This is a genomic window from Micromonospora sp. DT233 (assembly GCF_049841815.1).
In the GTDB taxonomy this organism is placed as follows: domain Bacteria; phylum Actinomycetota; class Actinomycetes; order Mycobacteriales; family Micromonosporaceae; genus Micromonospora.
Window position 1 is genome coordinate 720 of the sequence record NZ_JBNCLB010000023.1, and the last position, 23,859, is coordinate 24,578.

The 23,859-nt window shown below is 75.7% G+C and carries 19 protein-coding genes and 1 pseudogene; 16 read left to right on the plus strand and 4 right to left on the minus strand.

The window, feature by feature from the left end; translation table 11 throughout:
• Positions 1–1,032 (minus strand): hypothetical protein (locus ACLQ2V_RS27440; RefSeq protein WP_425721481.1); only part of this gene is annotated, 1,032 nt, incomplete at its 3' end.
• A gap of 237 nt (positions 1,033–1,269) precedes the next feature.
• Between ACLQ2V_RS27440 and ACLQ2V_RS27445 the strand changes: the two genes are divergently transcribed.
• Positions 1,270–2,157 carry a Replicase polyprotein 1ab gene (locus ACLQ2V_RS27445; protein WP_425721535.1) on the plus strand — a complete coding sequence of 296 codons (888 nt, stop codon included), beginning with the start codon at positions 1,270–1,272 and terminating at the stop codon, positions 2,155–2,157.
• Positions 2,154–3,179 (plus strand): HAD-IIA family hydrolase, encoded by a 1,026-nt coding sequence (locus tag ACLQ2V_RS27450; RefSeq protein WP_425721482.1) that lies wholly within the window; start codon positions 2,154–2,156, stop codon positions 3,177–3,179. Before ACLQ2V_RS27445 ends, ACLQ2V_RS27450 begins: the two co-directional genes overlap by 4 nt.
• Positions 3,180–3,210: 31 nt before the next feature.
• On the opposite strand, the gene ACLQ2V_RS27455 is transcribed toward ACLQ2V_RS27450, so the two are convergent.
• Positions 3,211–3,549 carry an SCP2 sterol-binding domain-containing protein gene (locus ACLQ2V_RS27455; RefSeq protein ID WP_425721484.1) on the minus strand — a complete coding sequence of 113 codons (339 nt, stop codon included), beginning with the start codon at positions 3,547–3,549 and terminating at the stop codon, positions 3,211–3,213.
• A gap of 111 nt (positions 3,550–3,660) precedes the next feature.
• Here ACLQ2V_RS27455 and ACLQ2V_RS27460 point away from each other — a divergent pair, with 111 nt between their 5' ends.
• The 5 genes from ACLQ2V_RS27460 to ACLQ2V_RS27480 all read left to right on the plus strand — a co-directional run bounded on the left by ACLQ2V_RS27460 (position 3,661) and on the right by ACLQ2V_RS27480 (position 9,398).
• Positions 3,661–4,398 carry a phasin family protein gene (locus ACLQ2V_RS27460; protein WP_425721486.1) on the plus strand — a complete coding sequence of 246 codons (738 nt, stop codon included), beginning with the start codon at positions 3,661–3,663 and terminating at the stop codon, positions 4,396–4,398.
• 28 nt (positions 4,399–4,426) lie between these two features.
• Positions 4,427–4,660, plus strand: coding sequence for a hypothetical protein (locus tag ACLQ2V_RS27465; RefSeq protein ID WP_425721488.1), 234 nt, complete (start codon positions 4,427–4,429; stop codon positions 4,658–4,660).
• Between the two features lie 23 nt (positions 4,661–4,683).
• Positions 4,684–5,544 (plus strand): TlyA family RNA methyltransferase, encoded by an 861-nt coding sequence (locus tag ACLQ2V_RS27470; protein ID WP_425721490.1) that lies wholly within the window; start codon positions 4,684–4,686, stop codon positions 5,542–5,544.
• Positions 5,545–5,647: 103 nt separating this feature from the next.
• Positions 5,648–6,532 carry an NAD kinase gene (locus ACLQ2V_RS27475; RefSeq protein ID WP_425721492.1) on the plus strand — a complete coding sequence of 295 codons (885 nt, stop codon included), beginning with the start codon at positions 5,648–5,650 and terminating at the stop codon, positions 6,530–6,532.
• Between the two features lie 211 nt (positions 6,533–6,743).
• Positions 6,744–9,398 carry a S8 family serine peptidase gene (locus ACLQ2V_RS27480; protein WP_425721494.1) on the plus strand — a complete coding sequence of 885 codons (2,655 nt, stop codon included), beginning with the start codon at positions 6,744–6,746 and terminating at the stop codon, positions 9,396–9,398.
• On the opposite strand, the gene tnpA is transcribed toward ACLQ2V_RS27480, so the two are convergent.
• Positions 9,312–9,728, minus strand: coding sequence for an IS200/IS605 family transposase (gene tnpA, locus ACLQ2V_RS27485; protein ID WP_425721496.1), 417 nt, complete (start codon positions 9,726–9,728; stop codon positions 9,312–9,314). The two genes, ACLQ2V_RS27480 and tnpA, sit on opposite strands and share 87 nt — an antisense overlap.
• Positions 9,729–9,750: 22 nt before the next feature.
• Here tnpA and ACLQ2V_RS27490 point away from each other — a divergent pair, with 22 nt between their 5' ends.
• Both ACLQ2V_RS27490 and ACLQ2V_RS27495 read left to right on the plus strand, forming a co-directional pair.
• The gene (locus ACLQ2V_RS27490) at positions 9,751–10,983 is read left to right on the plus strand and encodes an RNA-guided endonuclease InsQ/TnpB family protein (RefSeq protein WP_425721498.1); all 1,233 of its coding nucleotides are present in this window, start codon (positions 9,751–9,753) and stop codon (positions 10,981–10,983) included.
• Between the two features lie 44 nt (positions 10,984–11,027).
• Entirely contained in the window at positions 11,028–12,215 is a 1,188-nt protein-coding gene (locus ACLQ2V_RS27495) for a hypothetical protein (RefSeq protein WP_425721500.1), read from the plus strand.
• Positions 12,216–12,313: 98 nt separating this feature from the next.
• Here the strand turns inward: ACLQ2V_RS27495 and ACLQ2V_RS27500 are convergent, their stop codons facing one another.
• Positions 12,314–13,399, minus strand: a complete 1,086-nt coding sequence (locus ACLQ2V_RS27500) for a TrmB family transcriptional regulator (protein ID WP_425721502.1) — start codon at positions 13,397–13,399, stop codon at positions 12,314–12,316.
• Between the two features lie 90 nt (positions 13,400–13,489).
• Between ACLQ2V_RS27500 and recN the strand changes: the two genes are divergently transcribed.
• The 7 genes and pseudogenes from recN (at position 13,490) to ACLQ2V_RS27535 (ending at position 23,835) form a co-directional block, all read left to right on the plus strand.
• Positions 13,490–15,247, plus strand: a complete 1,758-nt coding sequence (recN, locus tag ACLQ2V_RS27505) for a DNA repair protein RecN (RefSeq protein WP_425721504.1) — start codon at positions 13,490–13,492, stop codon at positions 15,245–15,247.
• 123 nt (positions 15,248–15,370) lie between these two features.
• A complete protein-coding gene (gene steA, locus ACLQ2V_RS27510; RefSeq protein ID WP_425721506.1) occupies positions 15,371–16,549 on the plus strand; it encodes a putative cytokinetic ring protein SteA in 1,179 nt (392 codons plus the stop codon).
• A gap of 27 nt (positions 16,550–16,576) precedes the next feature.
• Positions 16,577–17,512 carry a copper transporter gene (locus ACLQ2V_RS27515; RefSeq protein ID WP_425721508.1) on the plus strand — a complete coding sequence of 312 codons (936 nt, stop codon included), beginning with the start codon at positions 16,577–16,579 and terminating at the stop codon, positions 17,510–17,512.
• Positions 17,513–17,564: 52 nt separating this feature from the next.
• Positions 17,565–18,431 carry a hypothetical protein gene (locus tag ACLQ2V_RS27520; protein ID WP_425721510.1) on the plus strand — a complete coding sequence of 289 codons (867 nt, stop codon included), beginning with the start codon at positions 17,565–17,567 and terminating at the stop codon, positions 18,429–18,431.
• 1 nt (position 18,432) lies between these two features.
• Positions 18,433–20,118 carry a murein biosynthesis integral membrane protein MurJ gene (murJ, locus tag ACLQ2V_RS27525; RefSeq protein WP_425721511.1) on the plus strand — a complete coding sequence of 562 codons (1,686 nt, stop codon included), beginning with the start codon at positions 18,433–18,435 and terminating at the stop codon, positions 20,116–20,118.
• A 52-nt stretch (positions 20,119–20,170) separates the two neighbouring features.
• Positions 20,171–21,307: pseudogene (locus ACLQ2V_RS27530) on the plus strand (glycosyltransferase family 4 protein); the annotation flags it as partial.
• 110 nt (positions 21,308–21,417) lie between these two features.
• Positions 21,418–23,835, plus strand: coding sequence for a hypothetical protein (locus ACLQ2V_RS27535; protein WP_425721537.1), 2,418 nt, complete (start codon positions 21,418–21,420; stop codon positions 23,833–23,835).
• Positions 23,836–23,859: the final 24 nt, after the last annotated feature.

Sequence of the window (23,859 nt, forward strand, 5' to 3'; positions counted from 1 at the left end):
CCGCCGCGTGAGGGTGGTTACCAGGGTGGCGGTGACCGCCGCGAGGGTGGCTTCCGTTCCGGTCCCCGTGAGGGTGGCTCGCGCGAGGGTGGTTTCCGTGGCGGCGACCGCCGCGAGGGCGGTTACCAGGGCGGCGGCGATCGCCGCGAGGGCGGTTTCCGCTCGGGTCCGCCGCGTGAGGGTGGTTACCAGGGTGGCGGTGACCGCCGCGAGGGTGGCTTCCGTTCCGGTCCCCGTGAGGGTGGTTCGCGCGAGGGTGGTTTCCGTGGCGGCGACCGTCGTGAAGGCGGCCCCCGCGAGGGTGGTTTCCGTGGTGGCGAGCGCCGCGAGGGTGGTTTCCGCTCGGGTCCGCCGCGTGAGGGTGGTTACCAGGGTGGCGGCGACCGCCGCGAGGGCGGCTTCCGGTCCGGTTCCCCGCGTGAGGGTGGTTACCAGGGTGGCGGTGACCGCCGCGAGGGCGGCTTCCGTTCCGGTCCTCCCCGTGAGGGTGGCTCGCGTGACGGTGGCTTCCGTGGTGGCGACCGCCGCGAGGGCGGTTACCAGGGTGGCGGTGACCGTCGCGAGGGTGGTTTCCGTTCCGGCCCGCCGCGTGAGGGTGGTTACCAGGGTGGCGGCGATCGCCGCGAGGGTGGTTTCCGTTCCGGTCCTCGTGAGGGTGGCTCGCGCGAGGGTGGTTTCCGTGGTGGCGATCGTCGTGAGGGCGGTTACCAGGGTGGCGGCGACCGTCGCGAGGGCGGCTTCCGCTCCGGTCCTCCCCGCGAGGGCGGGTCGCGCGACGGTGGTTTCCGTGGTGGCGATCGCCGTGAGGGCGGCTACCAGGGTGGCGGCGAGCGCCGCGAGGGCGGCTACCGTTCCGGTCCGCCCCGCGAGGGTGGTTTCCGTCGGGACGGGGATTCCCGTGACCGTGGATTCAGCAGCGGCGGTGACCGCCGTGAGGGCGGCTTCCGTGGCAGCGACCGCAGTGGCCAGGGCGAGCGCCCGCGTCGGGACGACCGAGGTGGCTTCGAGGACCGGCGACGGGAGGGCGGCCACACCGGCGGTCCCCGCGACAGCCGGGACGACCACCGGGACCGTTCAGGTCCGGCGGGGGCCGACCGTGCCGGAAACGCGCCGGTGCTGCCCGACGAGATCGTCGCGACCGACCTCGACTCCACCGTCCGCGCCGAGTTGCTCTCGCTGGCCAAGCCGGTCGCGGAGACCGTCGCTCGGCACCTGGTCGCGACCGGGCAGCTGATCGACGAGGACCCGACCGAGGCGCTGGCGCACGCGATGGCCGCCCGGCGGCTCGCGTCGCGGATCTCGGCGGTCCGTGAGGCGGTCGGGCTGGCCGCGTACCACGCGGGGGAGTGGCAGTCGGCGATCGCCGAGCTGCGCACGTACCACCGGATGACCGGGTTGCAGAGTCACCTGGCGGTGCTCGCGGACTGCGAGCGGGCGCTCGGGCGTCCGGAACGGGCGGTCGACCTCTTCCGGGGCGCGGACCAGGACAAGCTGGATAAGGCCGTCGCGATCGAGTTGCTGATCGTGGCCGCCGGCGCGCGCGGTGACCTCGGTCAGAAGGACGCGGCCGTGGCGATGCTCCAGGTGCCCGAGCTGAGCAACGACGCGACCGAGCCGTGGGCCGTCCGGCTGCGCTATGCGTACGCCGACGCGCTGCTGGCCGTGGGCCGGCGCGAGGAAGCTCGGGAGTGGTTCTCCCGGGCGTCCGAGCTGGACACCGACGGCGAGACCGACGCCGCCGAGCGGCTGCTCGAACTCGACGGGGTGCTCATCGAGGGCGACGAGGAGGAAGACGACCCGGCCGAGGAGATCGCCTCCGGCCCGGGGAGCCCGGGGGCGGTGCCGGCCGAGCCGGACGCCGACCTCACCGGCGGCGCCGACCGCTCCTCCGACACTCAGGACGACGTCCTCGACGAGGACGACGACGACCTCGACGACGAGGACGACGAGGACGACGACCTCGACGAGGACGAGGACGACGAGGACGACGACCTCGACGAGGACGAGGACGACGAGGACGACCGTGGTCACGGGACCGAGCGGCGTGCCGACGGCGAGTCGACCGACGGCGAGTCGGGTGCCGCTTCGGCGCGTACCGAGGCGGTTCGTGGCGCGGAGCCGACCGACGACCGCGAGCCGGGTGCGGACCAGCGGTGAGCACGGACGCCGGTGATCGGCTGGTCGACGGGTACTCGCTGGTCGTCTTCGACCTCGACGGGGTGATCTACCTGATCGACCGGCCGATCGCCGGCGCGGTCGAGGCGGTCGCCCGGCTGCGGGCCGAGGGCCGGGCCGTCGCCTACGCCACGAACAACGCGTCGCGCCGCTCCAGTGAGGTCGCCGACCTGCTGACCGGGATGGGCGTCTCCGCCACCCCGGAGGAGGTGCTGACCTCCGCCGCTGCCGCCGCGGAACTGTTGGCGCAGCGGCTGCCCGCCGGCTCGGCGGTCCTGGTCGTGGGGGCCGAGGCGCTGCGTGCCGAGGTCCGCGCGGCCGGGCTGCGCCCGGTGGACAGCGCCGACGAGTCCCCGGCCGCGGTGGTGCAGGGGTACGGCAAGCAGGTCGGCTGGGCGGAGCTCGCCGAGGCGTCGCTGGCGGTGCGGGCGGGTGCCACCTGGGTCGCCACGAACACCGACCGGACCCTGCCCAGTGGGCGCGGCCCGCTGCCGGGCAACGGGTCGCTGGTCGCGGTGCTGCGTACCGCGCTGGACCGCGACCCGGACGTGGTGGTGGGCAAGCCCGAAGCGGCGCTCTTCGCCACCGCCGCCCGCCGGGCCGGTCAGGGGCGTGCCCTGGTGGTGGGTGACCGGTTGGACACCGACATCGAGGGGGCACGCCGCGCCGGGCTGGAGAGCCTGCTGGTGCTCACCGGCGTCAGCGACGTCGCCGAGCTGCTGGCGGCCCCGCCGGAGCGCCGCCCGACCTACGTCTCGGCCGACCTGGCCGGGCTCTTCGACCCGGCGGCGGTGGTCCGGGTCCCCGGTGCCGCCCAGGCCGGCGGCTGGTCGGTCACGGTGACCGACGGCGGCGGGCTGGAGCTGACCGGGGCGGGGCGTTCGTTGGACGCCCTGGCCGCGCTCTGTGCGGTCGCCTGGGCGACAGCCGCCGGCGACGTGGTGGTCCGGGCGGGCTCACCGGAGGCCACCGAGGCGCTGACCGCGCTCGGCCTGAGCGACTGATCTTCGGCCCGTCTCGCCGTGGCCGCGCGGCTCAGAGCAGCTTGCGGAGCTTCATCAGGTCGAACGGGTTCGCCTTGATCGAGACCCGCCGGGCCGCCAGCGCCCGGGTGACGTCGAGTTCGCCGCGAACGAGGGCGAGCAGGTCGTCGCCGGTGGTGCTCAGCGCGATCTTCGCCTTCGGGTCGTCGCCGTCGGTCAGGTCGAGCAGCCGCCCGCCGGAGAGCCGGCCGTGGAAGGCGGTGCCCAGGTCGGTCACCCGGCAGGCCAGGGTCCGGTCCAGGTCGATGCGCTCCCGCACGGTCTCGGCGTTGTGGTCCAGCCGGGCGGCCAGGTCCTGCAACGCCTGCCGGCACTCGTCCACGCTGGCCACATCGTCTCCTCACACCGCCACGTCCGTTTCCCGGCACCGTACCGCACCGGGCGGCGCGCGGCGCCCGGTAGCGTGACACCTGCAATGTCACCCCCGTGGAAGGACTCAGGCATGCAGGACGCGTGGCGCGCCTACCTCGGAATGGCCATGGGCCTGACGGAGACGCCCCGGAAGAAGGCCCAGGACGCGGTGCGGCGGCTGGTCGGCTCCGGCGAGGCGACGACCGCCCAGCTTCAGGCCCTCGCCGAGGAGCTGGTCTCGACGGGCGTGGCCAACCGGGAGGCGCTGACCAAGCTGGTGCGCTTCGAGGTGGACCGGGCGCTCGGCGCGGTGGGGCTGGCCACCGCCGACGAGGTGGCCGAGCTGACCCGGCGGGTGCACGAGCTGGAGCATCAGCTCCGCGAGGCCAAGGCGACCCCCGCGAGCGCCCTCGGCGGGCCCGCGCGCCCTGGCCCGGGAGACCAAGGCGCACCCGCGCCGTCGTCCGCCGGGCCCGCTGCGGCGCGGCCGACGGCCACGGACACCCCCACCGCCGCGGCGGCCAGCACCCCGGCGGCCCCCGGCTCGGCGGAGCCCACCGGCCCCGCCGCTAGCGCGGCGACGCCGAAGGTGGCCAAGAAGGCGATCGCCAAGAAGGCCGTGGCGAAGAAGGCCGTCGCGACGAACGAGACCGAGAACGAGAGCGGCGAGGTGACCAAGGCGGTCGCGAAGCGGGCCGTGGCGAAGAAGGCCGTGGCGCGCAAGCCGCCGGCCACGGTGAGCCGCACCGACACCGACACCGACGGCGGGCAGCCGGCTCCGCCGGCGAAGAAGGCGGCTCCCAAGCGGCAGTCGGGCGGTGCCGGGTGAGCGTACCGGTGCCGGGTCGGAGCGCGCGGTGAGCGCGCCGTTCCGGCCGGGGCCGCCGCCCGGGGGTCGGCCCGCGCCGCCGCCGGGCCCCCGGCCGGGCCCGACCGTCGACGACGCCGGGGAGGCCCGGCACCCGGCGGTGGACGCGGCCGTCCAGGCGATGGCGAACGCCGCGGCGCTCTCCCCGGCCGACCAGATCCCGCAGTACGAGGCGGCGTACCAGACGCTGCGCGAGACCCTCGCCACCATCGATCAGGCCTGACCCGACCGGAGACCCACCCCCTCATGGCACGCCGCAACCGTCTCGACGCCGAACTCGTCCGTCGCGGCCTGGCCCGCTCCCGCGAGCAGGCCGCCGCGCTCGTGGAGGCCGGTCGGGTCCTGCTGCGCGGGGTGCCGGCCCGCAAGGCCGCCGCGCTGGTCGACCCCGCCGACCCGCTGCTGGTCACCGGCGCCGACCCCGCCCTGGAGTACGTCTCCCGGGGCGGGCACAAGCTGGCCGGCGCGCTGGCCGCGTTCGCCCCGGGCGGGCTGCAGGTGGCGGGCCGCCGCTGCCTGGACGCGGGCGCGTCGACGGGCGGCTTCACCGACGTGCTGCTGCGCGCCGACGCCGCCGAGGTGGTCGCGGTGGACGTCGGGTACGGCCAGCTCGCCTGGCCGTTGCGCACCGACGACCGGGTACGGGTGCTGGAGCGGACCAATGTGCGCAACCTCACCCCGGAGGCGATCGGCGGACCGGTCGACCTGACGGTGGCCGACCTGTCGTTCATCTCGCTGCGGTTGGTGCTGCCGGCGCTGGCCGGCTGCACCGTGACCGACGGCGACCTGGCGCTGATGGTGAAGCCGCAGTTCGAGGTCGGGCGGGAACGGGTCGGCGCCGGTGGGGTGGTGCGCGACCCGGCGCTGCGCGCCGAGGCGGTGCTGGACGTGGCGGCGACGGCGGCCACGCTCGGCCTCGGCCTGGCCGGCGTGACCGCGAGCCCGCTGCCCGGACCGAGCGGCAACGTCGAGTTCTTCGTATGGTTACGCCGTGGCGCACCGGCGGCCGACCCGCAGCGGGTACGCGCCGTCGTCGCGGCCGGCCCGCAGGGCCCGTCCCCGTCCGGCGGCGAGCCGGCCGGGGCCCCGGAGGAGGAGGCAGGGTGAACGCGAGGTGTGAGCCGGCGCACCCCACGATCACGGTCGCGGGGCGGGCTCGGGTGCGCGCGGTGCGGTGGGCCCGTGCGGGCGTGGACGAAGGGCGGGGCCGGTGAGTCGTACCGCGTTGTTGGTGACGCACACCGGGCGGCGGCGCAGCACCGAGCACGCCCGCGCGGTCGCGGCGGACCTGATCGCCGCCGGGTTCGAGGTGCGGGTGGTGGCCGAGGAGGCCGACGACCTGGACCTGCCGGGTGTGGTGCCGGTGCTCGGGCCCCGGGCCGCCGACGGCGCGGAGATCGTCTTCGCGCTCGGCGGGGACGGCACGTTCCTGCGGGCGGCCGAGTTGGCCCGCCCGGCGAAGGCCCCGCTGCTCGGCATCAACCTCGGCAAGGTCGGCTTCCTCGCCGAGGCGGAGATCGACGACCTCGACGTGGCGGTGGCCGACGTGGTCGGCCGCAACTACACGGTGGACGAACGGCTCACCCTCGACGTCACCGCCGAGTTCGAGGGCGGCCCGACCATCGAGTCGTGGGCGCTCAACGAGATCAGCGTGGAGAAGGGCGAGCGGGCCCAGATGCTGGAGCTCCTCGTCGACGTCGACGGCCGGCCGCTGTCGCGGTACGGCTGCGACGGGGTGATCTGCGCGACCCCGACCGGCTCCACCGCGTACGCGTTCTCCGGCGGCGGGCCGGTGGTCTGGCCGGAGGTGGAGGCGCTGCTGCTGGTGCCGATCAGCGCGCACGCGCTGTTCAGCCGGCCGCTGGTCACCGCGCCGACGTCGACGTTCTCGATCACGGTGGACCCGTTCACCACCCTGGCCGTGCTCTGCTGCGACGGTCGCCGGGTCTACGACCTGCCGCCGGGCGCGCAGGTGACGGTGCGGCGCGGCACCCTGCCGGTGCGGGTGGTGCGGCTGCGCGACCGCCCGTTCACGGATCGGCTGGTGGCGAAGTTCGGGCTGCCGGTGCACGGCTGGCGGGGCTCACGCCGCTGACCCCCGCGCCTGTCGACCTCGCGCGCTGACCCTGCGCTTGTCGCCCTCGGGCCGCCGGTCTCGCGCTTGTCGACGCCGCGCCGCTGTCCACCTGGCGACATGTCGCCGGTGCGGCGGGGCGCAGCTAGTGACCCCGTGGCCTGCGGCGACGCAGACTCCGAACGGTTGATCTCCCCGGGAGGTCGGCCTTCGGAGCAGAGGAGCGCATCGCATGCAGAGGCCCCCACGCTGGCTCGTCGCCGGCGCGGTCGGCGCGTTGGTCGTCGGACTCGCCGCACCGGCGTCCGCCGAGCCGCCCGCCCGGCCCACCACCGGCCCGCAGCCGGGCCCGACCGCCCCCGGCGGCACGCCGGTGCGGATCACCCTGATCACCGGGGACCAGGTCGAGCTCGTCCAGGCCGCGCCCGGCCGGGTCGCCGCGACCGTCCACCCCGGCGCCGGCCGCGAGCGGGTCGTCTTCCAGACGGTGCAGGTCGACGGCGGACTGCGGGTGCTGCCCAGCGACGTGGTGCCCTACGTCTCCGCCGGGGTGCTCGACGCCAACCTCTTCGACGTGCAGGAACTGGCCACCAACGGCTACGGCGACGCCGCCGGCGACGCCCTGCCGCTGATCGTGCGCTACCGGGAGCCGGCCGCCGGTCGGGTCCGGCCGCTGGCCGTCGCCGCCGACACCCGCCCCCTGGCCAGCATCAACGGCGCGGCGCTGCGGGTCGGCAAGACCGACCTGGGCGGGCTGTGGAGCACCCTGGCCGGCGGCCCGGCGGCCCGGACCGCCGGCACGGCACGGCTGGGCGGCGGCATCGCCCGCGTCTGGCTCGACGGGCGGGTCCGCCCCGCGCTGGAGCACAGCGTGCCGCAGATCGGCGCACCGGCGGCGTGGGCCGCCGGCCGGGACGGCAGCGGCGTCAAGGTGGCCGTGCTGGACACCGGCGTCGACGCCGCCCACCCGGACCTGGCCGGCCGGATCATCGAGGCGCGGGACTTCTCCGACAGCGGCAGCGCCGGCGACGGGCACGGCCACGGCACCCACGTGGCGGCCACCGTCGCCGGCAGCGGTGCCGCCTCCGGCACCGCCCGCAAGGGCGTCGCGCCCGGCGCGCGGCTGCTGGTCGGCAAGGTGCTCGACGACGGCGGATCCGGCTACGACTCGGGCATCATCGCCGGCATGGAGTGGGCCGCCCACTCCGGCGCGAAGGTCGTCACCATGAGCCTCGGCGGCACCCCGACCGACGGCACCGACCCGATGAGCCAGGCGGTGAACGACCTGACCGCCCGGACCGGGGCGCTCTTCGTGGTCGCCGCCGGCAACGAGGGCGCCCCGAGCAGCGTCGGCACGCCGGGCGCGGCCGCCGCGGCGCTCACCGTCGGCGCGGTGGACCGCGACGAGAACCTGGCCGACTTCTCCAGCCGGGGGCCGCGCGTCGGCGACGCCGGCCTGAAGCCGGAGATCACCGCGCCGGGCGTGGGCATCGTCGCCGCCCGCGCCGCCGGCACCACCCTGGGTACGCCGGTCGACGAGTCGTACACGAGCATGTCGGGGACCTCGATGGCCACCCCGCACGTGGCCGGCGCGGCCGCGATCCTCGCCCAGGAACACCCCGACTGGCCGGCCGGGAGACTCAAGGACGCGCTGGTCAGCACCGCGCGGGCGAACGCGGCGCTGACCGTGTTCGAGCAGGGCGGCGGCCGGGTCGACGTGGCACGGGCACTGCACCAGCGGTTGTACGCCTCGGCCACCGCCGACTTCGGCCGCCTCAGCATCGGCGGGGCGGCGGCCGAGCGCGCGGTGACGTACACCAACGGCACCTCGGCCCCGCAGACCCTGCGGCTGGCCCTGGAACTGCGCAACCTGGACAGCGGCGCGGCCGAGGCCGACGGCATCGCCGTCGGCGCCGACACGGTGACGGTGCCGGCGGGCGGCAGCGCGGCCGTGCCGCTGCGGGCCGACCCGGCGAAGCTGGCCCGGGGGCCGCACGGCGGGCACCTCGTGGCGACCGGCGCGGACGGTGTCGCCGTGCGCACCCCGGTCGCGCTCACCCTCAGCGGCCGGTCCCACCAGGTCACCCTGCGGGTGCTGGACATGCAGGGCCGGCCGACCTTCTCCACGGCGGTGACCTTCATGGGCGAGCACGCCGAGTCCGACTACTCGGGCTGGGTCGACGGCGAGGTCACCCTGCGGGTCGAGGAGGGCCCGTACCTGGCGACCGCGCTGGTCGAGCACGGCGGCCGGCTGGACGAGCAGCACACCCAGATCGTCGAGCCGGAACTGGTCGTCGACCGGGACCTGACCGTGGTGCTCGACCCGCGCAAGGGCACGCCGGTGCGGATCGAGACGCCCAGGCCCACCGAGCAGCGCGCCATGCTCAGCTACTACACCCACCGGGTCTTCGGCAACGGTCGCCAGATCGACCACGGGGTGATGGCCTTCAGCAACATCCAGCGGGTCAACGTCACGCCGACCCGCCAGGTCCGCGAGGGCGAGTTCGAGTTCGCCTCCCGCTGGCAGCTGGTCGCGCCGATGGTGACCGCGAAGGTCGGTGGCGTCGCCGGCCCGCTGGACATCAACCTGCTGGGCACCTCGCCGGCCCCGACCGGCCGGCGCAAGCTGCCGCTGGTCTCCGCCGGCACCGGCACCCCCGCCGAGCTGACCCGGGTGCGCGGGGCCGCCGCGCTGCTCACCGCCGACCCGGAACGCTACCGGGATGCGGGCCAGTGCTCCGGCCTTCAGGCCGGGGGTGAAGGCCCGTGCTGTGCGGGCCGCCAAGGCCCGAGCAGTGCTTTAGACCGGGCGATTTTGCTGCTCGATGTACTGACGCACGGCGCTCAGCGGTGCCCCGCCGACGGAGCCGGCGAAGTACGAGCCTGACCACAGTTTGTTGGCCTGGTAGTAGTGGCGCGTGAGGTCGGGGAATTCCTGCCGCAGGCGGCGTGAGGAGACGCCCTTGAGGCTGTTGACCAGTTTGGCGGGGGCGACTTTCGGCGGGAAGGTGACGAGCAGGTGGACATGGTTGTTCTCGCCGTTGAACTCGACCAGCTCGGTGTCGAAGTCGGCGCACACCGCCCGCATGATCTCCTCCATCCGGGCGAGGTGCCGGTCACCGAACACCTGGTGGCGAAATTTCGTTACGAAGACCAAATGAGCGTGCAGAGCGAAAACGCAGTGCCTGCCGGTGCGGATTTCTTTAATTTCGGCCATAGACCAATGGTATTGTGTGGGGGTGCAGCTCCGGTACCAGTACCGGCTCTACCCGGACTCCGGCCAGCGTGAAGCGTTGGCGAGGGCGTTCGGGTGCGCTCGTGTGGTGTTCAACGACGGGCTGCGCCTGCGTCAGCAGGCCCGGGAGGCTGGCGAAAAGTACCTGTCTGACGGGGAGTTGTCCCGCCGCCTGATCACCGAGGCCAAGCAGACCCCGCAACGGGCGTGGCTCGGCGAGGTGTCGGCGGTGGTGCTGCAACAGGCCCTCACCGACCTGAACACCGCCTACCGCAACTTCTTCAACTCCCTGTCCGGCAAGCGCAAGGGCCGCAAGATGGCCCCGCCCCGCTTCCGCTCTCGCAAGGACAACCGGCAGGCGATCCGCTTCACGAAGAACTCCCGGTTCACGGTGCTCGACAACGGCCGGTTGCGGCTGCCGAAGGTCGGGGATGTGCCGGTCCGGTGGTCGCGCTCCCTGCCGTCCGACCCGTCGAGCGTGACAGTGATCAAGGATGCGGCGGGCCGGTACTTCGCCTCGTTCGTCCTGCAGACCACCGATGAACCCCTACCGCCGGTCGACTCCGAAGTGGGTATCGACCTGGGCTTGACGCACTTCGCAGTCCTCTCGGACGGCACCAAGGTGACCGCCCCGACGTTCCTGCGCCGTGCGGCCCGCAAGCTGCGCCGGTTGCAGCAGGACCTCTCGCGCAAGCAGCGCGGGTCGAACAACCGGAAGAAGGCCGTCGTGAAGGTCGCCAGGGCACATGCCCGGGTGGCGGACACCCGGCGGGACTGGCAGCACAAACTGTCCACGACGATCATCCGTGACAACCAAGCGGTGTACGTCGAGGACCTGTGCGTGACCGGTCTCGGTCGGACCCGGCTCGCCAAGAGCGTCCACGACGCCGGGTGGACCAGCTTCACCGCCATGCTCGAGTACAAGGCCGCGAGGTACGGGCGCACCTTCGCCCGGGTGGACCGGTTCTTCCCGTCCACCCGGATGTGTTCCGACTGCGGCCGGGTCAACGACAAGATGACCCTCGACGTCCGATCGTGGAGCTGCCCGTGCGGCAGCCACCACGACCGGGACGTCAACGCCGCCAAGAACATCAGGGCCGCCGGACGGGCGGACCTCAACGACCGTGGAGCGCAGGTAAGACCGGCATCCGTGCCGGCACCGCGCCGTGAAGCGGTAACCCACCCGGACGTTGCGTGTTCCACGCGCAGCGTGGAGGGAATCTCCGCCCTTCTTTAGGGCGGAGAGGATGTCAAGAGGAGGAGCAGGTCGCCGCCGCCGCCGTGCTGATCGTCCGCCCGGCGGACTCCAGCGCGTGGACGGTCTGGCGGCCGACCGGCGAGCGGCTGCCGATCCCGGCGCTGGTGGTCGCGTACGACGACGGGCAGCGGCTGCTGGCCGCGGCCCGCAAGGGCCGGGCGACGCTGGAGCTGACCCTGACCGTGGAGAGCCCCTACCTGTACGACGTGTGGCAGGTGTCGAAGGGGCGGGTGCCGCAGCGGGTCGTGCACCGGGTGACCGCAGGCAACACCGCCGAGGTGCGGGTCGGCTACGGCGACACCGGTGCGCCGTGGGCCAACGAGCAGCGCTTCGGCTGGCGGCCCTGGCAGGAGTACTCCTGGAACGACGGCCGGCGGATGGTGCGTACCGGCACCACCCGGCAGGAGTTCGTCAGCGCCGGGGGGAACTGGTGGCAGCACCGGGTGCTGCACACCCTCGGGTTCGACCTCTGGAGCAAACTGGTCGGCGGCCTCACCGAGCAGCCCCGCCGCTACGCCGCCGACGACCGGGAGACCGAGAGCTGGTACGCCCCGGTGGTCCGGCCGGCGGTGCCGGCCACGGGCACGCCGGTGCCCACCCGGACCGGTGACCGTCTCGACCTGCGGGTGCCCGAGTTCGTCGACGCCGACGGGCACCACGGCTGGGCCCGCGAGAGCGGGGAGTCGGCCACCGTCGAGGCCCGGGTCAGCCGGGACGGGCAGCAGATCGCCGACCTCTCCGACGGCTGGACGCCGGTGCCGACCACGGCGGCTGCGGCGCGGTACCGGCTGGACGTCAGCACCCGGCGCTCCTCCGAACAGTGGCGCTGGGCCACCCGCACCGACACGGCCTGGCAGTTCACCTCGGCCCGGCCGGCCGGGACCGCCGCCGTGCCGCTGCCGCTGCTGCAGGTCGACTACCGGGTACCCGCCGATGTGCGCGGCACGGTGCCCGGCGGCCGGCCGCACCGGCTCGGGCTGACCCTGCGCCAGCCGGCCGGGGTGCCCGCGCCGACCGGCACCAGCGTGCGGGTCGAGGTGTCCCACGACGGGGGGCGCACCTGGCGCACGGTGCCGGTGCTGGGCCACGGCACCCGGTTCACCGCCCTGGTGCCGGCGGGTCGGGGCGCGGTGTCGCTGCGGGTGCGGGCCGCCGACCGGGCCGGCGACAGCGTCGAGCAGACCGTGATCGACGCGTACGGGCTGCGCTGAGCCGGGTGGGGCGGGACAGGAGTCCCGCCCCACCCGCCGCCCGCCGGGATGGGTGCCACCCCCGGCGGGCGGCGGGCTCGGCAGCCACCCCGGCTGCGTCAGATCCAGCCCCGGCGGGCGACCTGGAAGGCCAGCCCGGGGCGGGTGTCCACGCCGGCGACCGCCATCAGGTCGGCGAGGCGGCGTTGCACCGTGCGTCGACTCACCCCCAGCTGGGAGGCGATCGACTTGTCGGGCACCCCGGCCACGAAGAGCGACAGCAGCCGCACCTCGTCGCCGTCGGGCCGGTAGCCCCCGGCAGCGGGCCGGTAGCCGCCGCCGGACGGATGGCCGGCGCCCTCGGACGGATGGCCGCCGCCCGGCGGATGGTCGTCGCCACCGTCGGGCCGGTGGTGGCCGCCGTCGGGCGCGGCGGGCAGGCCGGCGGAGCGCAGCGGGGTCGCCATCTGCCAGTGGCTGTCGAAGAGGGCCAGCAGCGCGTCGAGCAGTTGGCTGCGGCCGATCACCGCGGCGCTCAGCTCGCCGCTGTCGCGGTCCGGCACCAGCGGGCAGACCGCCGTGGTGGCGTCGACGATGGCCAGCCGCACCGGCAGCCGGTCCAGCACCCGGGCCTGTTCCCCGGCCTGGACGCCCCGCTCGACGTCCGCCAGCGCGCCGGGTTCGAGCAGCATGTCGCGTTCGTAGACGGCCCGGTAGCGCACCCCACGGGCCAGCGCGTCGAACTCCTCCACGTTCTCCGGGCCCGGCATGGTCAGCGGGTTCGCCCGGCAGAACCAGGCCACCTCGACGCGGGCGCCGTTCTGCAGGTCCCGCAGCCGTTCGCGCAGCGCCTGCGCGCCCGTGACGACCTCCACCAGGTGGTCGGCGTGGTGGCGGCGCATCCCGGCCTGGTACTCCTCGGTCAGCCGGGTGACCGCCGTGCGGGCCGCCTCCAGGGCCTCCTGCCGGCGCAGCAGCGCCGCGCCGAGGGCGATGTCCGGGGCCAGCGGGCGCAGCGGCGCGTCGGGCTCCGGGCCGGTGGGCACCGCCAGCCCCTTGCCGCGCAGCGCGTCGAGCCCGGCGAGGACCTCGTCGCGGGGGCGGTGCAGCCGCGCCGCCAACTCGTCGACCCGCGCGGCGCGCAGCCGGACCAGGCAGCGGTAGAGATCCTCGTCCGCCGAGGTCAGGCCGATGACGTCCAACACGCAGCAGAACTGTACGAGGCCCCGCCGGTGGCCGCCACGCGACGTCGCCGGCTGGTCAATTGTCGGGGCTCGCGTCTACTGTCGGTTGCTGTGCTGGAAGAGCTGCGCATCACCGGACTGGGCGTCATCGAGGACACCACTTTGCCCCTGGCGGGCGGGATGAACGTCATCACCGGCGAGACCGGTGCCGGCAAGACGATGGTGGTCACCGGCCTCGGCCTGCTGTTCGGCGGCCGGGCCGACGCCGGGCGGGTGCGCGCCCAGCCGGGCCGGGCGGTGGTGGAGGGGCGGTTGCGGCTGACCGGCCGGGTCGCCGCCGCCGTGCACGCCCGGGTCGTCGACGCCGGTGGCGAGCCGGACGACGACGGTTCGCTGCTGCTGAGCCGCACGGTCACCGTCGAGGGGCGCTCCCGGGCGCACCTGGGCGGGCGGAGCATGCCGGTGGCGATGCTCGGTGAGGTCGGCGAGCAGGTGGTGGCGGTGCACGGGCAGTCCGACCAGCTGCGCCTGCTGCGCCCGGCCGAGCAGCGCGCCGCGCTGGACCGCTTCGCCGGGCCCGAGCACGAGAAGCTGCTCGACGCGCTGCGCGAGACGTACGCCCGGTGGCGCGGCGTGGTCGACGACCTGGCCGACCGGCGGCGCAACGCCCGCGCCCGCAACCAGGAGGCCGACCTGCTCCGGCTGGGGCTCGACGAGATCACCCGGGTCGATCCGCAGCCGGGCGAGGACGCCGAGCTGAAGGCGGAGGCGCAGCGCCTGGAGCACGCCGAGGGGCTGCGCGCGGCGGCGCAGACGGCGCACCAGTGCGTGGCGGGCGGCGCGGAGCCGACCGACGAGACGCCGGACGCCACGGCGCTGCTCGGGCTGGCCCGGCGCACGCTGGAGGCGCAGGCCGGCACCGACGCCTCCCTGGGCGACCTGGCGGGTCGGCTGGAGGAGGCGGCCACGCTGGTCGCCGACGTCTCCGCCGAGCTGTCGGCATATCTGGCGGCGCTGGACGCCGACCCGGCCCGGTTGCAGACCATCTACGAGCGGCGGGCGGCGCTGCGCGGGCTGACCCGCAAGTACGCCGACGACGTCGACGGGGTGGTGGCCTGGGCCGAGCGGGCCCGCACCCGCCTGGCCGACCTGGAGACCTCCGACGAGTTCCTCGACGAGCTGGACCGGGAGGCGTCCCGGCTGGCCGGCGAGGTGGCCGACCTGGCGGGGCGGGTGTCGACGTCCCGGCAGGAGGCGGCCACCCGGTTCGCCGCGCAGGTCACCGTCGAGCTGGCCGGGCTGGCCATGCCGCACGCCCGGATCGAGGTGGCGGTGCTGCCCCGGCCGGTCGGCAGGTCCGAGCCGAGCCTGCCGGTCAACGACGTCACCGTCGGCGTCGGCCCCGACGGTGGCGACGAGGTGGAGCTGCGGCTGCTGGCGCATCCGGGTGCGCCGTCGCTGCCGTTGCAGCGTGGTGCCTCCGGCGGTGAGCTGTCCCGGGTGATGCTGGCCATCGAGGTGGTCTTCGCCGGCTCCGGCGGCCCGCCCACCCTGGTCTTCGACGAGGTCGACGCGGGCGTCGGCGGGCAGGCGGCGGTGGAGATCGGCCGTCGGCTGGCCCGGCTGGCCCGCAGCCACCAGGTGTTGGTCGTCACCCACCTGCCGCAGGTGGCCGCGTTCGCCGACCGGCACCTGGTGGTCGCCAAGGACACCGGGGGCGCGGTGACCACCAGCGGGGTGCGGGTGGTGGAGGACACCGAGCGGGCCCGTGAGCTGGCCCGGATGCTGGCGGGTTTGCCGGACTCGGATCTGGGTATCGCTCACGCCGAGGAGCTGCTGGCCGTCGCGGCTCGGGAAAGGCGTCCCTGACCGCTGACGTCGATAGTGAGCGCAGGCACACCGATGTGCGCTGCGGTGTGCTTCCCTGGGTAGGCGACCCTGCCCAGGCATGTCGCGACAGAAAAGCCTGCCTCACATGCCAGGATGGTCACGATGCGTATACCCATGCTGCGCCGGACCCGGAGCGCGGAACCGGCCACCGTCCACGGCACCGCGCGCCTCGACCGCCGCACGAAGCGCCTGGCCGGGCGGCTACGTCCGGGCGACATCGCGATCATCGACCACGTCGACCTGGACCGGGTGGCGGCGGACTCGCTGGTCGCCGTCGGTGTCACCGCGGTCCTCAACGCGAAGCCCTCGGTCTCCGGCCGCTACCCGAACCTCGGCCCGGAGGTGCTGGTCGCCGCCGGCATCCCGCTGCTGGACGACCTCGGTGAGGGCATCTTCGAGCGGGTCCGCGAGGGTGACACCGTCCGGATCGAGGGCAACACCGTCTTCGTCGGCGTCGACCCGGTCGCGCACGGTGCCCTCCAGGATGCCGAGACGGTGGCCAAGGCCATGGCCGACGCCCGTGAGGGGCTGTCGGTGCAGTTGGAGGCGTTCGCCGCCAACACGATGGACTACCTGCGCCAGGAGCGCGAGCTGCTCCTCGACGGCGTCGGCGTGCCCGAGATCCAGACCCAGATGCGGGGCCGGCACTGCCTGATCGTGGTGCGCGGCTACGACTACAAGGCCGACCTGGACGTGCTGCGCCCCTACATCCGGGAGTTCAAGCCGGTGCTGATCGGCGTCGACGGTGGGGCGGACGCGCTGGTCGAGGCCGGCTACACCCCCGACATGATCATCGGTGACATGGACTCGGTCACCGACGACGTGCTGCGCTGCGGCGCCGAGGTGATCGTGCACGCCTACCCGGACGGCCGGGCCCCGGGCCTGCCCCGGGTCACCGGGCTGGGGGTCGAGGCGATCACCTTCCCGGCGGCGGCGACCAGCGAGGACCTGGCGATGCTGCTGGCCGACGAGAAGGGCGCCTCCCTGCTGGTGGCGGTCGGCACGCACGCCACCCTGGTCGAGTTCCTCGACAAGGGCCGGGGCGGGATGGCCTCGACGTTCCTCACCCGGCTCAAGGTCGGCGGGAAATTGGTGGACGCCAAGGGGGTCAGCCGGCTATACCGGCAGAGCATCTCCGGCTCCTCCCTGCTGTTGCTGGTCCTGTCGGCGGTGGCGGCGATGGCCTCTGCCGTGGCGGTCTCCACCGTCGGCAAGGCGTACCTGGGCGTGGTCAGCGAATGGTGGAACAATTTCGTCTTCCAGCTCGGCCAGCTCTTCTAGCCCCCGACCGATCAAGAGGCTGCAAGCGTGATCAACTTCCGTTACCACGTGGTGTCCCTCACCGCGGTCTTCCTGGCCCTGGCCATCGGCCTGGTGGTCGGCACGGCCGCCCTCAACGGCCCGGTGGCCGACTCGCTCAAGGAACGGGTCAACGGGCTGAGCAAGGACAACCAGCTGATGCGCCAGCAGGTCAGCAACATGCAGAAGGAACTGGAGCTGGAGGAGCAGTTCGCCGCCGAGATCGCGCAGGTGGTGCTGCCGGGCAAGCTCACCGGCCGGCGGGTGCTGGTGCTGGACCTGCCCAGCGGGCGGGTGCACACCGAGGGCGTGCTGAAGATGCTCCAGACCGCCGGGGCCACCGTCACCGGCCGGGTCAACCTCCAGGACAAGTTCATCAACCCGGACAACAACAGCAACCTGATGGAGTTGGCCGTCACCGCCGCCCGGCCCAGCGCCCCCGCGTCCGGCCTGCCCGGCAACGGGCACGGGGTGGAGACCTCCAGCGCGATGCTGGCCAGCGTCCTGCTGGACCGTCCCGGCGGGGCCCCGGCCACCGAGGCCGACCGCCGGTCGGTGCTGGCGGCGTACAGCAACGCCGGATACCTCACCACCGACGAGAAGGTGACCGGCCCGGCGGAGGCGGTGGTGCTCGTCAGCGGGCAGCCGTACGTGGACAAGGACTCCGCGAAGAAGGACGAGTCGGTGGTCAAGGTCGCCGAGCAGTTCGACCGGACCGGCGCGCTGGTGGTCGCCGGCACCGGCGCGTCCGGCGGCAACCTGGTGGCGGTGGTCCGGGGCGACCCGGTGCTGGCGCAGACCATCTCCACCGTCGACGACGCCAACACCACCCAGGGGCAGTTGGTCACCAGCCTGGCACTGGCGCAGCAGTTGGCCGAGAAGAAGGCCGGCCATTACGGCGTGGACGACAACGCGACCTCGCTGCTGCCTAAACTGCCCGGATGAGCGTTTCCGAACTTTCCTGCCCCGCCCGCTCCGCGCGAAACGGGGTGACCGCGTGAGCCTGCTGGGCCGCCTGCTGATCGCCGGGGCCGGTGCCGCCGCCGCCCGGTACGCGCTGCGCGAGGTGCGTAGCGCCCCCGTCGCCCCGACGCTTGCGCGCACCAACTTCCGGGGCCGCACCGTCACCCTGGCCGCCGGGCCGGCGCTCGCCGCCGGTGCCGCCGCGGCCGGGGCCCTCGGCGCGCCCAGCGTCCCCGCCGGGGCCGCCACGCTCCTGGCCGGCCTGGGCGGGGGAGCGGTGGGCGTCTACGACGACGTGGTCGGTGCCCGCCCCGAGCAACGGGCCGCGAAGGGCTTCGCCGGGCACCTCGCCGCGCTGCGCGAGGGGCGGATCACCGCCGGCCTGGTCAAGGTCGTCGGGGTGGGTGCCGCCGGGCTGGGCGCCGCGGCGCTGCTGGCCGCCGACCCCACCGTGGCCGCCCACCCCCGCCGGCAGCGCCACGGCGCCGTGGGCCGCACCGTCGACGTGCTGCTGGGCGCCGGGGTGATCGCCGGCACCGCCAACCTGCTCAACCTGCTCGACCTGCGCCCCGGCCGGGCACTGAAGTCCGGCATGCTGCTCGGCGCGCCCCTGGCGCGCGGCCCGCACGGCGGGATCGCCGCCGGCGCGGTGGGGGCCGCCGCCGGCCTGCTCCGCGACGACCTCGACGAGCAGGTGATGGTCGGCGACGGCGGGGCCAACGCCCTCGGCGCGCTGCTCGGGGTGGCCCTGGCCGCCCGCACCGGCCCGCTCGGGCGCGCCGGCGCGTTCGCGGTGCTCGCCGGGCTCACCGCGGTCAGCGAGAAGGTCAGCTTCACCCAGGTCATCCAGGCCACCCCGGGCCTGCGCGAGCTGGACGCCCTGGGCCGGCGCACCGACTGACGTGACGACACCGGCACCCCTCGCCGGCGCCGGCCGCGTCGCCGGAGCAGCCGCCCTCATCGCCGCGCTGACCGTGCTCAGCCGGCTCGCCGGCTTCGGCCGGACCATGGTCTTCACCTGGACGCTGGACTTCCGCGACCTCGGCGACATGTACGTCGTCGCCAACACCGTGCCCAACATCATCTTCGAGATCGTGGCGGGTGGGGCGCTGGCGAGCCTGGTCGTACCGCTGCTGGCCGGGCCGGCCGCGGCGGGGGACCGGCGGGCGGTGGCCGCCACCACCGGGGCGCTGCTGACCTGGACGGTGACCCTGCTGGTGCCGCTGGCCGTGGCGGTCGCCCTGCTGGCCGGGCCGATCGTGGAGGCGTTCAGCTCCGGGCGCAGCCCGGCGGAGGTCGCCGCCGGCGCCCGGATGCTGCGGGTCTTCGCCCCCCAGTTGCCGCTCTACGGCATCGGCATCGTGCTCACCGGGGTGTTGCAGGCACACCGCCGCTTCGCCTGGCCGGTCATCGCCCCGCTGCTGTCCAGCCTCACCGTGATCGCGGTGTACCTGGCCTTCGGCGTGGCCGAGGGGCAGGGCGCCACGGTCGCCGGGGTGAGCCGGGGCGGCGAACTGCTCCTCTCCGGCGGCACCACCGCAGGGGTGGTGGTGCTGTCGCTGTCGCTGCTGATCCCGCTGCGCCGGCTGGGCCTGCGGCCCCGCCCCGGGTACGCCTTCGACGCCGGCGCGCGGGCCCGCGTGGGCGGGCTGGCCGTGGCCGGTGTGGTGACCGTCGCCGCCCAGCAGCTCGCCCTCGCGGTGCTGATCCGCAGCGCCTCCGGCGGCCCCACCGGCACCCTGCAGGTGTTCAACCTGGCCCAGACGATGTACCTGCTGCCCTGGGCGGTGCTGGCGGTGCCGCTGGCCGTCGCCGCGTACCCGACCCTCGCCGCCGCGTCGGCGTCCGGCGACGAGGCCGGCTACCGGGACACCCTCGCCTCGACCACCCGGGGGGTGCTGCTGTTCAGTTGCCTCGGCGTGGCGGCGCTGGTCGGCACCGCCGCGCCGGTCGCCGCGTTCTTCCGCCCGGACGACCCCGCCCCGGTGGCCGCCGGGATCGTCGGCTTCGCCCCCGGGCTGCTCGGCTACGGGCTCTTCGCGGTGCTCTCCCGCGCCCTCTACGCCCGCGGTGACACCCGGGCGGCCACTACGGCGATCACCGTCGGCTGGCTGGCCGTGCCGCTGGCCGCCGTCGCGTTGGGCGCGCTGCTGCCCCGCGCCGACCGGGTGCTCGCGGTGACCGTGGCCAACTCGGTCGGGATGCTGCTGCTCGGGGCGCTGCTGCTGGGCGCGGTGCGCCGCGCGGCCGGCCCCGTGGCGCTGGCCGGCGTGCCCCGCGCCGGGGCGGCCGGGGCGCTCGGCGGGGCCCTCGGCGCCCTCGCCGGGGTCGGGATCGCCCGCTGGCTGGCGGGCGGCGGCGACGCCCCCCCGACGACACTCGGGGCACTCGCGCAGGGCATGCTGTCCGCAGTCGTGGTCGGCGTCGTGTTCCTCGCCGTCGCGTACCTGGCCGACCGGCGCGACGTCCGGCCGCTGGTCGCCGCCGTGCGCCGCCGGCTGGGCCGCGGGGCGGGCCGGGCCGACGGGCCTGCGCAGGACGTGGTCGGCCCCGAGCGGGGCGACGGGAAGGAGACGGTGTCCGGGTGAGCGCGACGACGGGCGGCGAACCGCAGGCCACGGCGGGCCGGAGGTGCCCGAGATGACCGGGGCGACACCGGCCCCCGGCTGGCCCGGCACCGTGGCGCTGCTGCTGGCCTCCAGCACCGGCGGCGTCGGCCAGCACGTGCGCTCCGTGGCCCGGGGGCTCGCCGACTACGGCACCCGGGTGCTGGTCTGCGGCCCCGCCGCCACCGAGGAGCAGTTCGACTTCACCGGGGTGGGCGCCCGCTTCCGGCCGGTGGAGATCCCGGCCAGCCCCACCCCGGCCGACGGCCGGGCGGTCCTCGCCCTGCGCCGCGCGCTGGCCGCCGAGGCGGTCGACGTGGTGCACGCCCACGGCCTGCGCGCCGGGCTCGTCGCCGTGTTGGCCCGACCGGCCGCCCCGCTGGTGGTCACCTGGCACAACGCGGTGCTGGCCGGTGGGCTGCGCGGCGGGCTGTCCCGGCTCGCCGAGCGGGTCGTCGCCCGGGGCGTCCGGGTCGCGCTGGGCGCCTCCACCGACCTGGTCGAGCGGGCCACCGCGCTGGGCGCGGCCGACGCCCGCCTCGCCCCGGTCGCCGCGCCGGCCCTGCCGGCGCCGCGCCGCCGCCGCAGCGCCGTGCGCGCCGAGTTCGGGGTGACCGGCGCCCAGCCGCTGATCGTCTCGGTGGGCCGGCTGCACCCGCAGAAGCGGTACGACGTGCTGATCGACGCCGCCGCCCGGTGGCGCGGCCGGACCCCGCCACCGGTGGTGGTCATCGCCGGCAGCGGGCCGGCGTACCTCCCGCTGGCCGCCCGGATCTCCGCCGCCCGCGCCCCGGTCACCCTGCTCGGGCACCGCACCGACGTGGCCGACCTGCTGGCCGGCGCGGACCTGGCCGTGGTGACCAGCGACTGGGAGGCCCGCCAGCTCTTCGCCCAGGAGGCGCTGCGGGCCGGCGTGCCGCTGGTGGCGACCGCCGTCGGCGGCCTGCCGGAGCTGGTCGGCGACGCCGCCGTGCTGGTGCCCCCGGGCGACGTGGACGCCGTCGACGCCGCCGTGCGGGCGCTGCTCGACGACGACGTCCGCCGGGCCGCGCTGGGCGACCTCGGCGCGCAGCGGGCGGCCACCTGGCCCACCGAGGCGGACACCGTCGCCGAGCTGGCCGCGCTCTACGCGGAGCTGGCCCCCGACGCGGCCGCGCCGCCGGCCTCGGGCCGCACCGCCGTCTCTGACAGCACGGCCGTCTCGGGCAGCTCTACCGCCTCGGGCAGCTCCGACGCCTCCGCCTCCCGCGCCCCCGACGGTTCGTCGACGTGACGCCGGTGATGCTGCGCAGACTCACGCCGGCCCTGTTGACCCTGCTGGTCGTGGTCCTGGGCGTCGCCGCCCTGGCCGCCCGGCCGGCGGGCGAGGCGCCCCGCCGCACCGCCGACTTCGTGGTGCTCGTCGGGGTGCCGGGCCTGCGCTGGGACGACGTGGACCCGCAGACGACCCCGACGCTGTGGCGGATGGCGCAGGAGGGCTCGATCGGCTCGCTGTCGGTGCGCTCCGCGCACCGGCCCACCTGCCCGGTCGACGGCTGGTTGACCCTGGGCGCCGGCAACTTCGCCGCCTACAACGGTGGCCGGGGCGCGGGCGGCTGCCCGCCCGTCGGCGCGGTGACCGTGCAGCAGCCCGACGGCATCGGCGCGAACCTGCCCGACCAGGGCAGCGTCGTGCTGCACAACCAGCAGCGCCAGTCCTGGGGCGCGGTGCCCGGGGCGCTGTCGGAGTCGGTGCGCTGCTCGGTCGCCATCGGTCCCGGCGCGGCGGTGGCCGCGGCCCGCCCGTTCGGGCGGGTCGACCGGTACGCGGCGCGGCTGCCGGCCGACCCGGCCCCGCTGCTCGGCTCCTGCGTGCTGAGCATCGTCGACCTCGGCACCGTCGCCGGCGAGGACCCGGCGACCCGCTCCCGGCAGGCCCGGCGGGCCGACGCCGACCTGGCCCGGGTGCTGGCCGCCCGCCCGCCCCGCTCCCTGGTGCTGGTCGCCGGGGTCTCCGACACCGACCAGCCGTCCCGGCTGCACGTCGCCGTCGCCGAGGGCCCCGGGTGGGAGCGGGGCTGGCTCACCTCGCCGACCACCGGCCGGGAGGGCTACCTGCAACTGGTCGACCTGGCGCCGACCGCGCTCGCCGCGCTCGGCCGGCCGATGCCGGAGCGGCTCTTCCTCGGCCGCCCCGCGGTCCCCGTCGACGGCCGCCCGGCGGAGCTGTCGTCCGCGCTCGCCGCACCCGCCGACGCCGACCGGGAGTCCGCCGCCCAGCGGCGCGTCGCCGGCTGGTTCTTCGCCCTGCTGGCCGGCGCGCAGGTGCTGCTCGCCCTCGCGGTGCTGCCGCTGCTGCGCCGCGCCCGCCGGCACGCCGGGCCGGTCGGCCCCGCCCCGGTGCCCCGGCGCGTGGTGGCGACGGTCGAACTGCTGCTGATCGCCGCCGCCCTGGCGATCCCGGCGGCCCTGCTGGCCGACCTCGTGCCCTGGTGGCGCGGCGACCACGCCGGCTGGTGGTTCGCCACGGTGACGGCGCTGCTGGTGGTCGCGGGGACCGCAGCGGTCCGGTTCGCCCCCGGGCACGCCTCGACCCTCGGCCCGCTCGGCGCGGTGGCCGGCCTGACCACCCTCGTCATCGCCGCCGACGTGCTCACCGGGGCGCGGCTGCAGCTCAACGGCGTGATCGGCTACTCGGCCCTGGAGGGCGGCCGGTTCTCCGGCCTGGGCAGCGTCGGGCTCGGCATCTTCGTCGCCGGGTCGCTGCTCTGCGCCGGCTGGCTGGCCCAGCGGGTACGCCGACAGTGGCGGCCCATGGTGGTGGTCGCCGTCGGCGGGCTCGCCGTGGTGCTGGTCGGCAGCCCGTACCTGGGCGCGGACCCGATCGGCGCGATCGCGCTGACCGCCGGGGTCAGCGTGGCCGCCGCGATCAGCACCGGCGGTTGGCTGACCGTCAGCCGGCTGGCCTGGGCCGGCATGGCCGGGCTGGCCCTCACCATCGGCTTCGCGGTGATCGACCTGCGGCGGCCGGCCGCCGAGCGGGGCAGCCTGGGCCGGTTCCTGGCGGCCGTGGGCGACGGCACCGGCGGGCTGACCGTGCACCGCTCCAGCAGCGCCAACTTCGAGACCCTGGTCAACAGCCCGCTGACCGTCCTGGCCGTGGCCGGCGCGCTGCTGGTGTGGTTGGCGTTGCTCCAGCCGTGGGGCGGGCTGATGCGGCTCTTCGGCATCTACCCGACGATGCGGGCCGCGATGGCCGGCACCGCGGTGGGCGCGGCGATCGGCGGGCTGCTCGGGGGCTCCGCGCTCGACGTCGCCGGGGCCGCCGGTGCGCTGGTGGTGCCGATGGCGGCCCTCGCGGCGCTGCGGGTGCTCGACCACTCGACCGACCGCACCCAGCCCGGCGACGGCGGCCCGGCCAACGGTCGGTCCGCCCCCCGGCCCTCCGGCGGGGACGCGCGCGCCCCGGCCGGCACCGCCGACACCGATCAGGCCGGTTCCGGGGCGGCCGCCTCGCAGGCCCCGGCCGCCCCGGCTGGCCACCCGGGCCCGACGGCCCCGGACGGCCCGGCGGACGGGCCTGGCTCGACGGCCCCGGACGGCCCGGCGGACGGCCCCGGCTCGACGGCCCCGGACGGCCCGGCCGACGCGGGCGCCCAGGGGCCGAAGCGGGTGCCGCAGCAGGGCGGACGGATCTCCACCACGGTCGCGCCGGACTGATCGCCGACGCCCACCGGACCGGTC

Bases quoted from the DNA above. Each gene is read 5' to 3' on its own strand.
- ACLQ2V_RS27480 (WP_425721494.1), top strand. From the start codon at position 6,744: ATGCAGAGGCCCCCACGCTGGCTCGTCGCCGGCGCGGTCGGCGCGTTG.
- ACLQ2V_RS27445 (WP_425721535.1), top strand. From the start codon at position 1,270: ATGGCCGCCCGGCGGCTCGCGTCGCGGATCTCGGCGGTCCGTGAGGCG.
- ACLQ2V_RS27535 (WP_425721537.1), top strand. From the start codon at position 21,418: ATGCTGCGCAGACTCACGCCGGCCCTGTTGACCCTGCTGGTCGTGGTC.
- steA (WP_425721506.1), top strand. From the start codon at position 15,371: ATGCGTATACCCATGCTGCGCCGGACCCGGAGCGCGGAACCGGCCACC.
- ACLQ2V_RS27460 (WP_425721486.1), top strand. From the start codon at position 3,661: ATGCAGGACGCGTGGCGCGCCTACCTCGGAATGGCCATGGGCCTGACG.
- ACLQ2V_RS27470 (WP_425721490.1), top strand. From the start codon at position 4,684: ATGGCACGCCGCAACCGTCTCGACGCCGAACTCGTCCGTCGCGGCCTG.
- tnpA (WP_425721496.1), bottom strand. From the start codon at position 9,728: ATGGCCGAAATTAAAGAAATCCGCACCGGCAGGCACTGCGTTTTCGCT.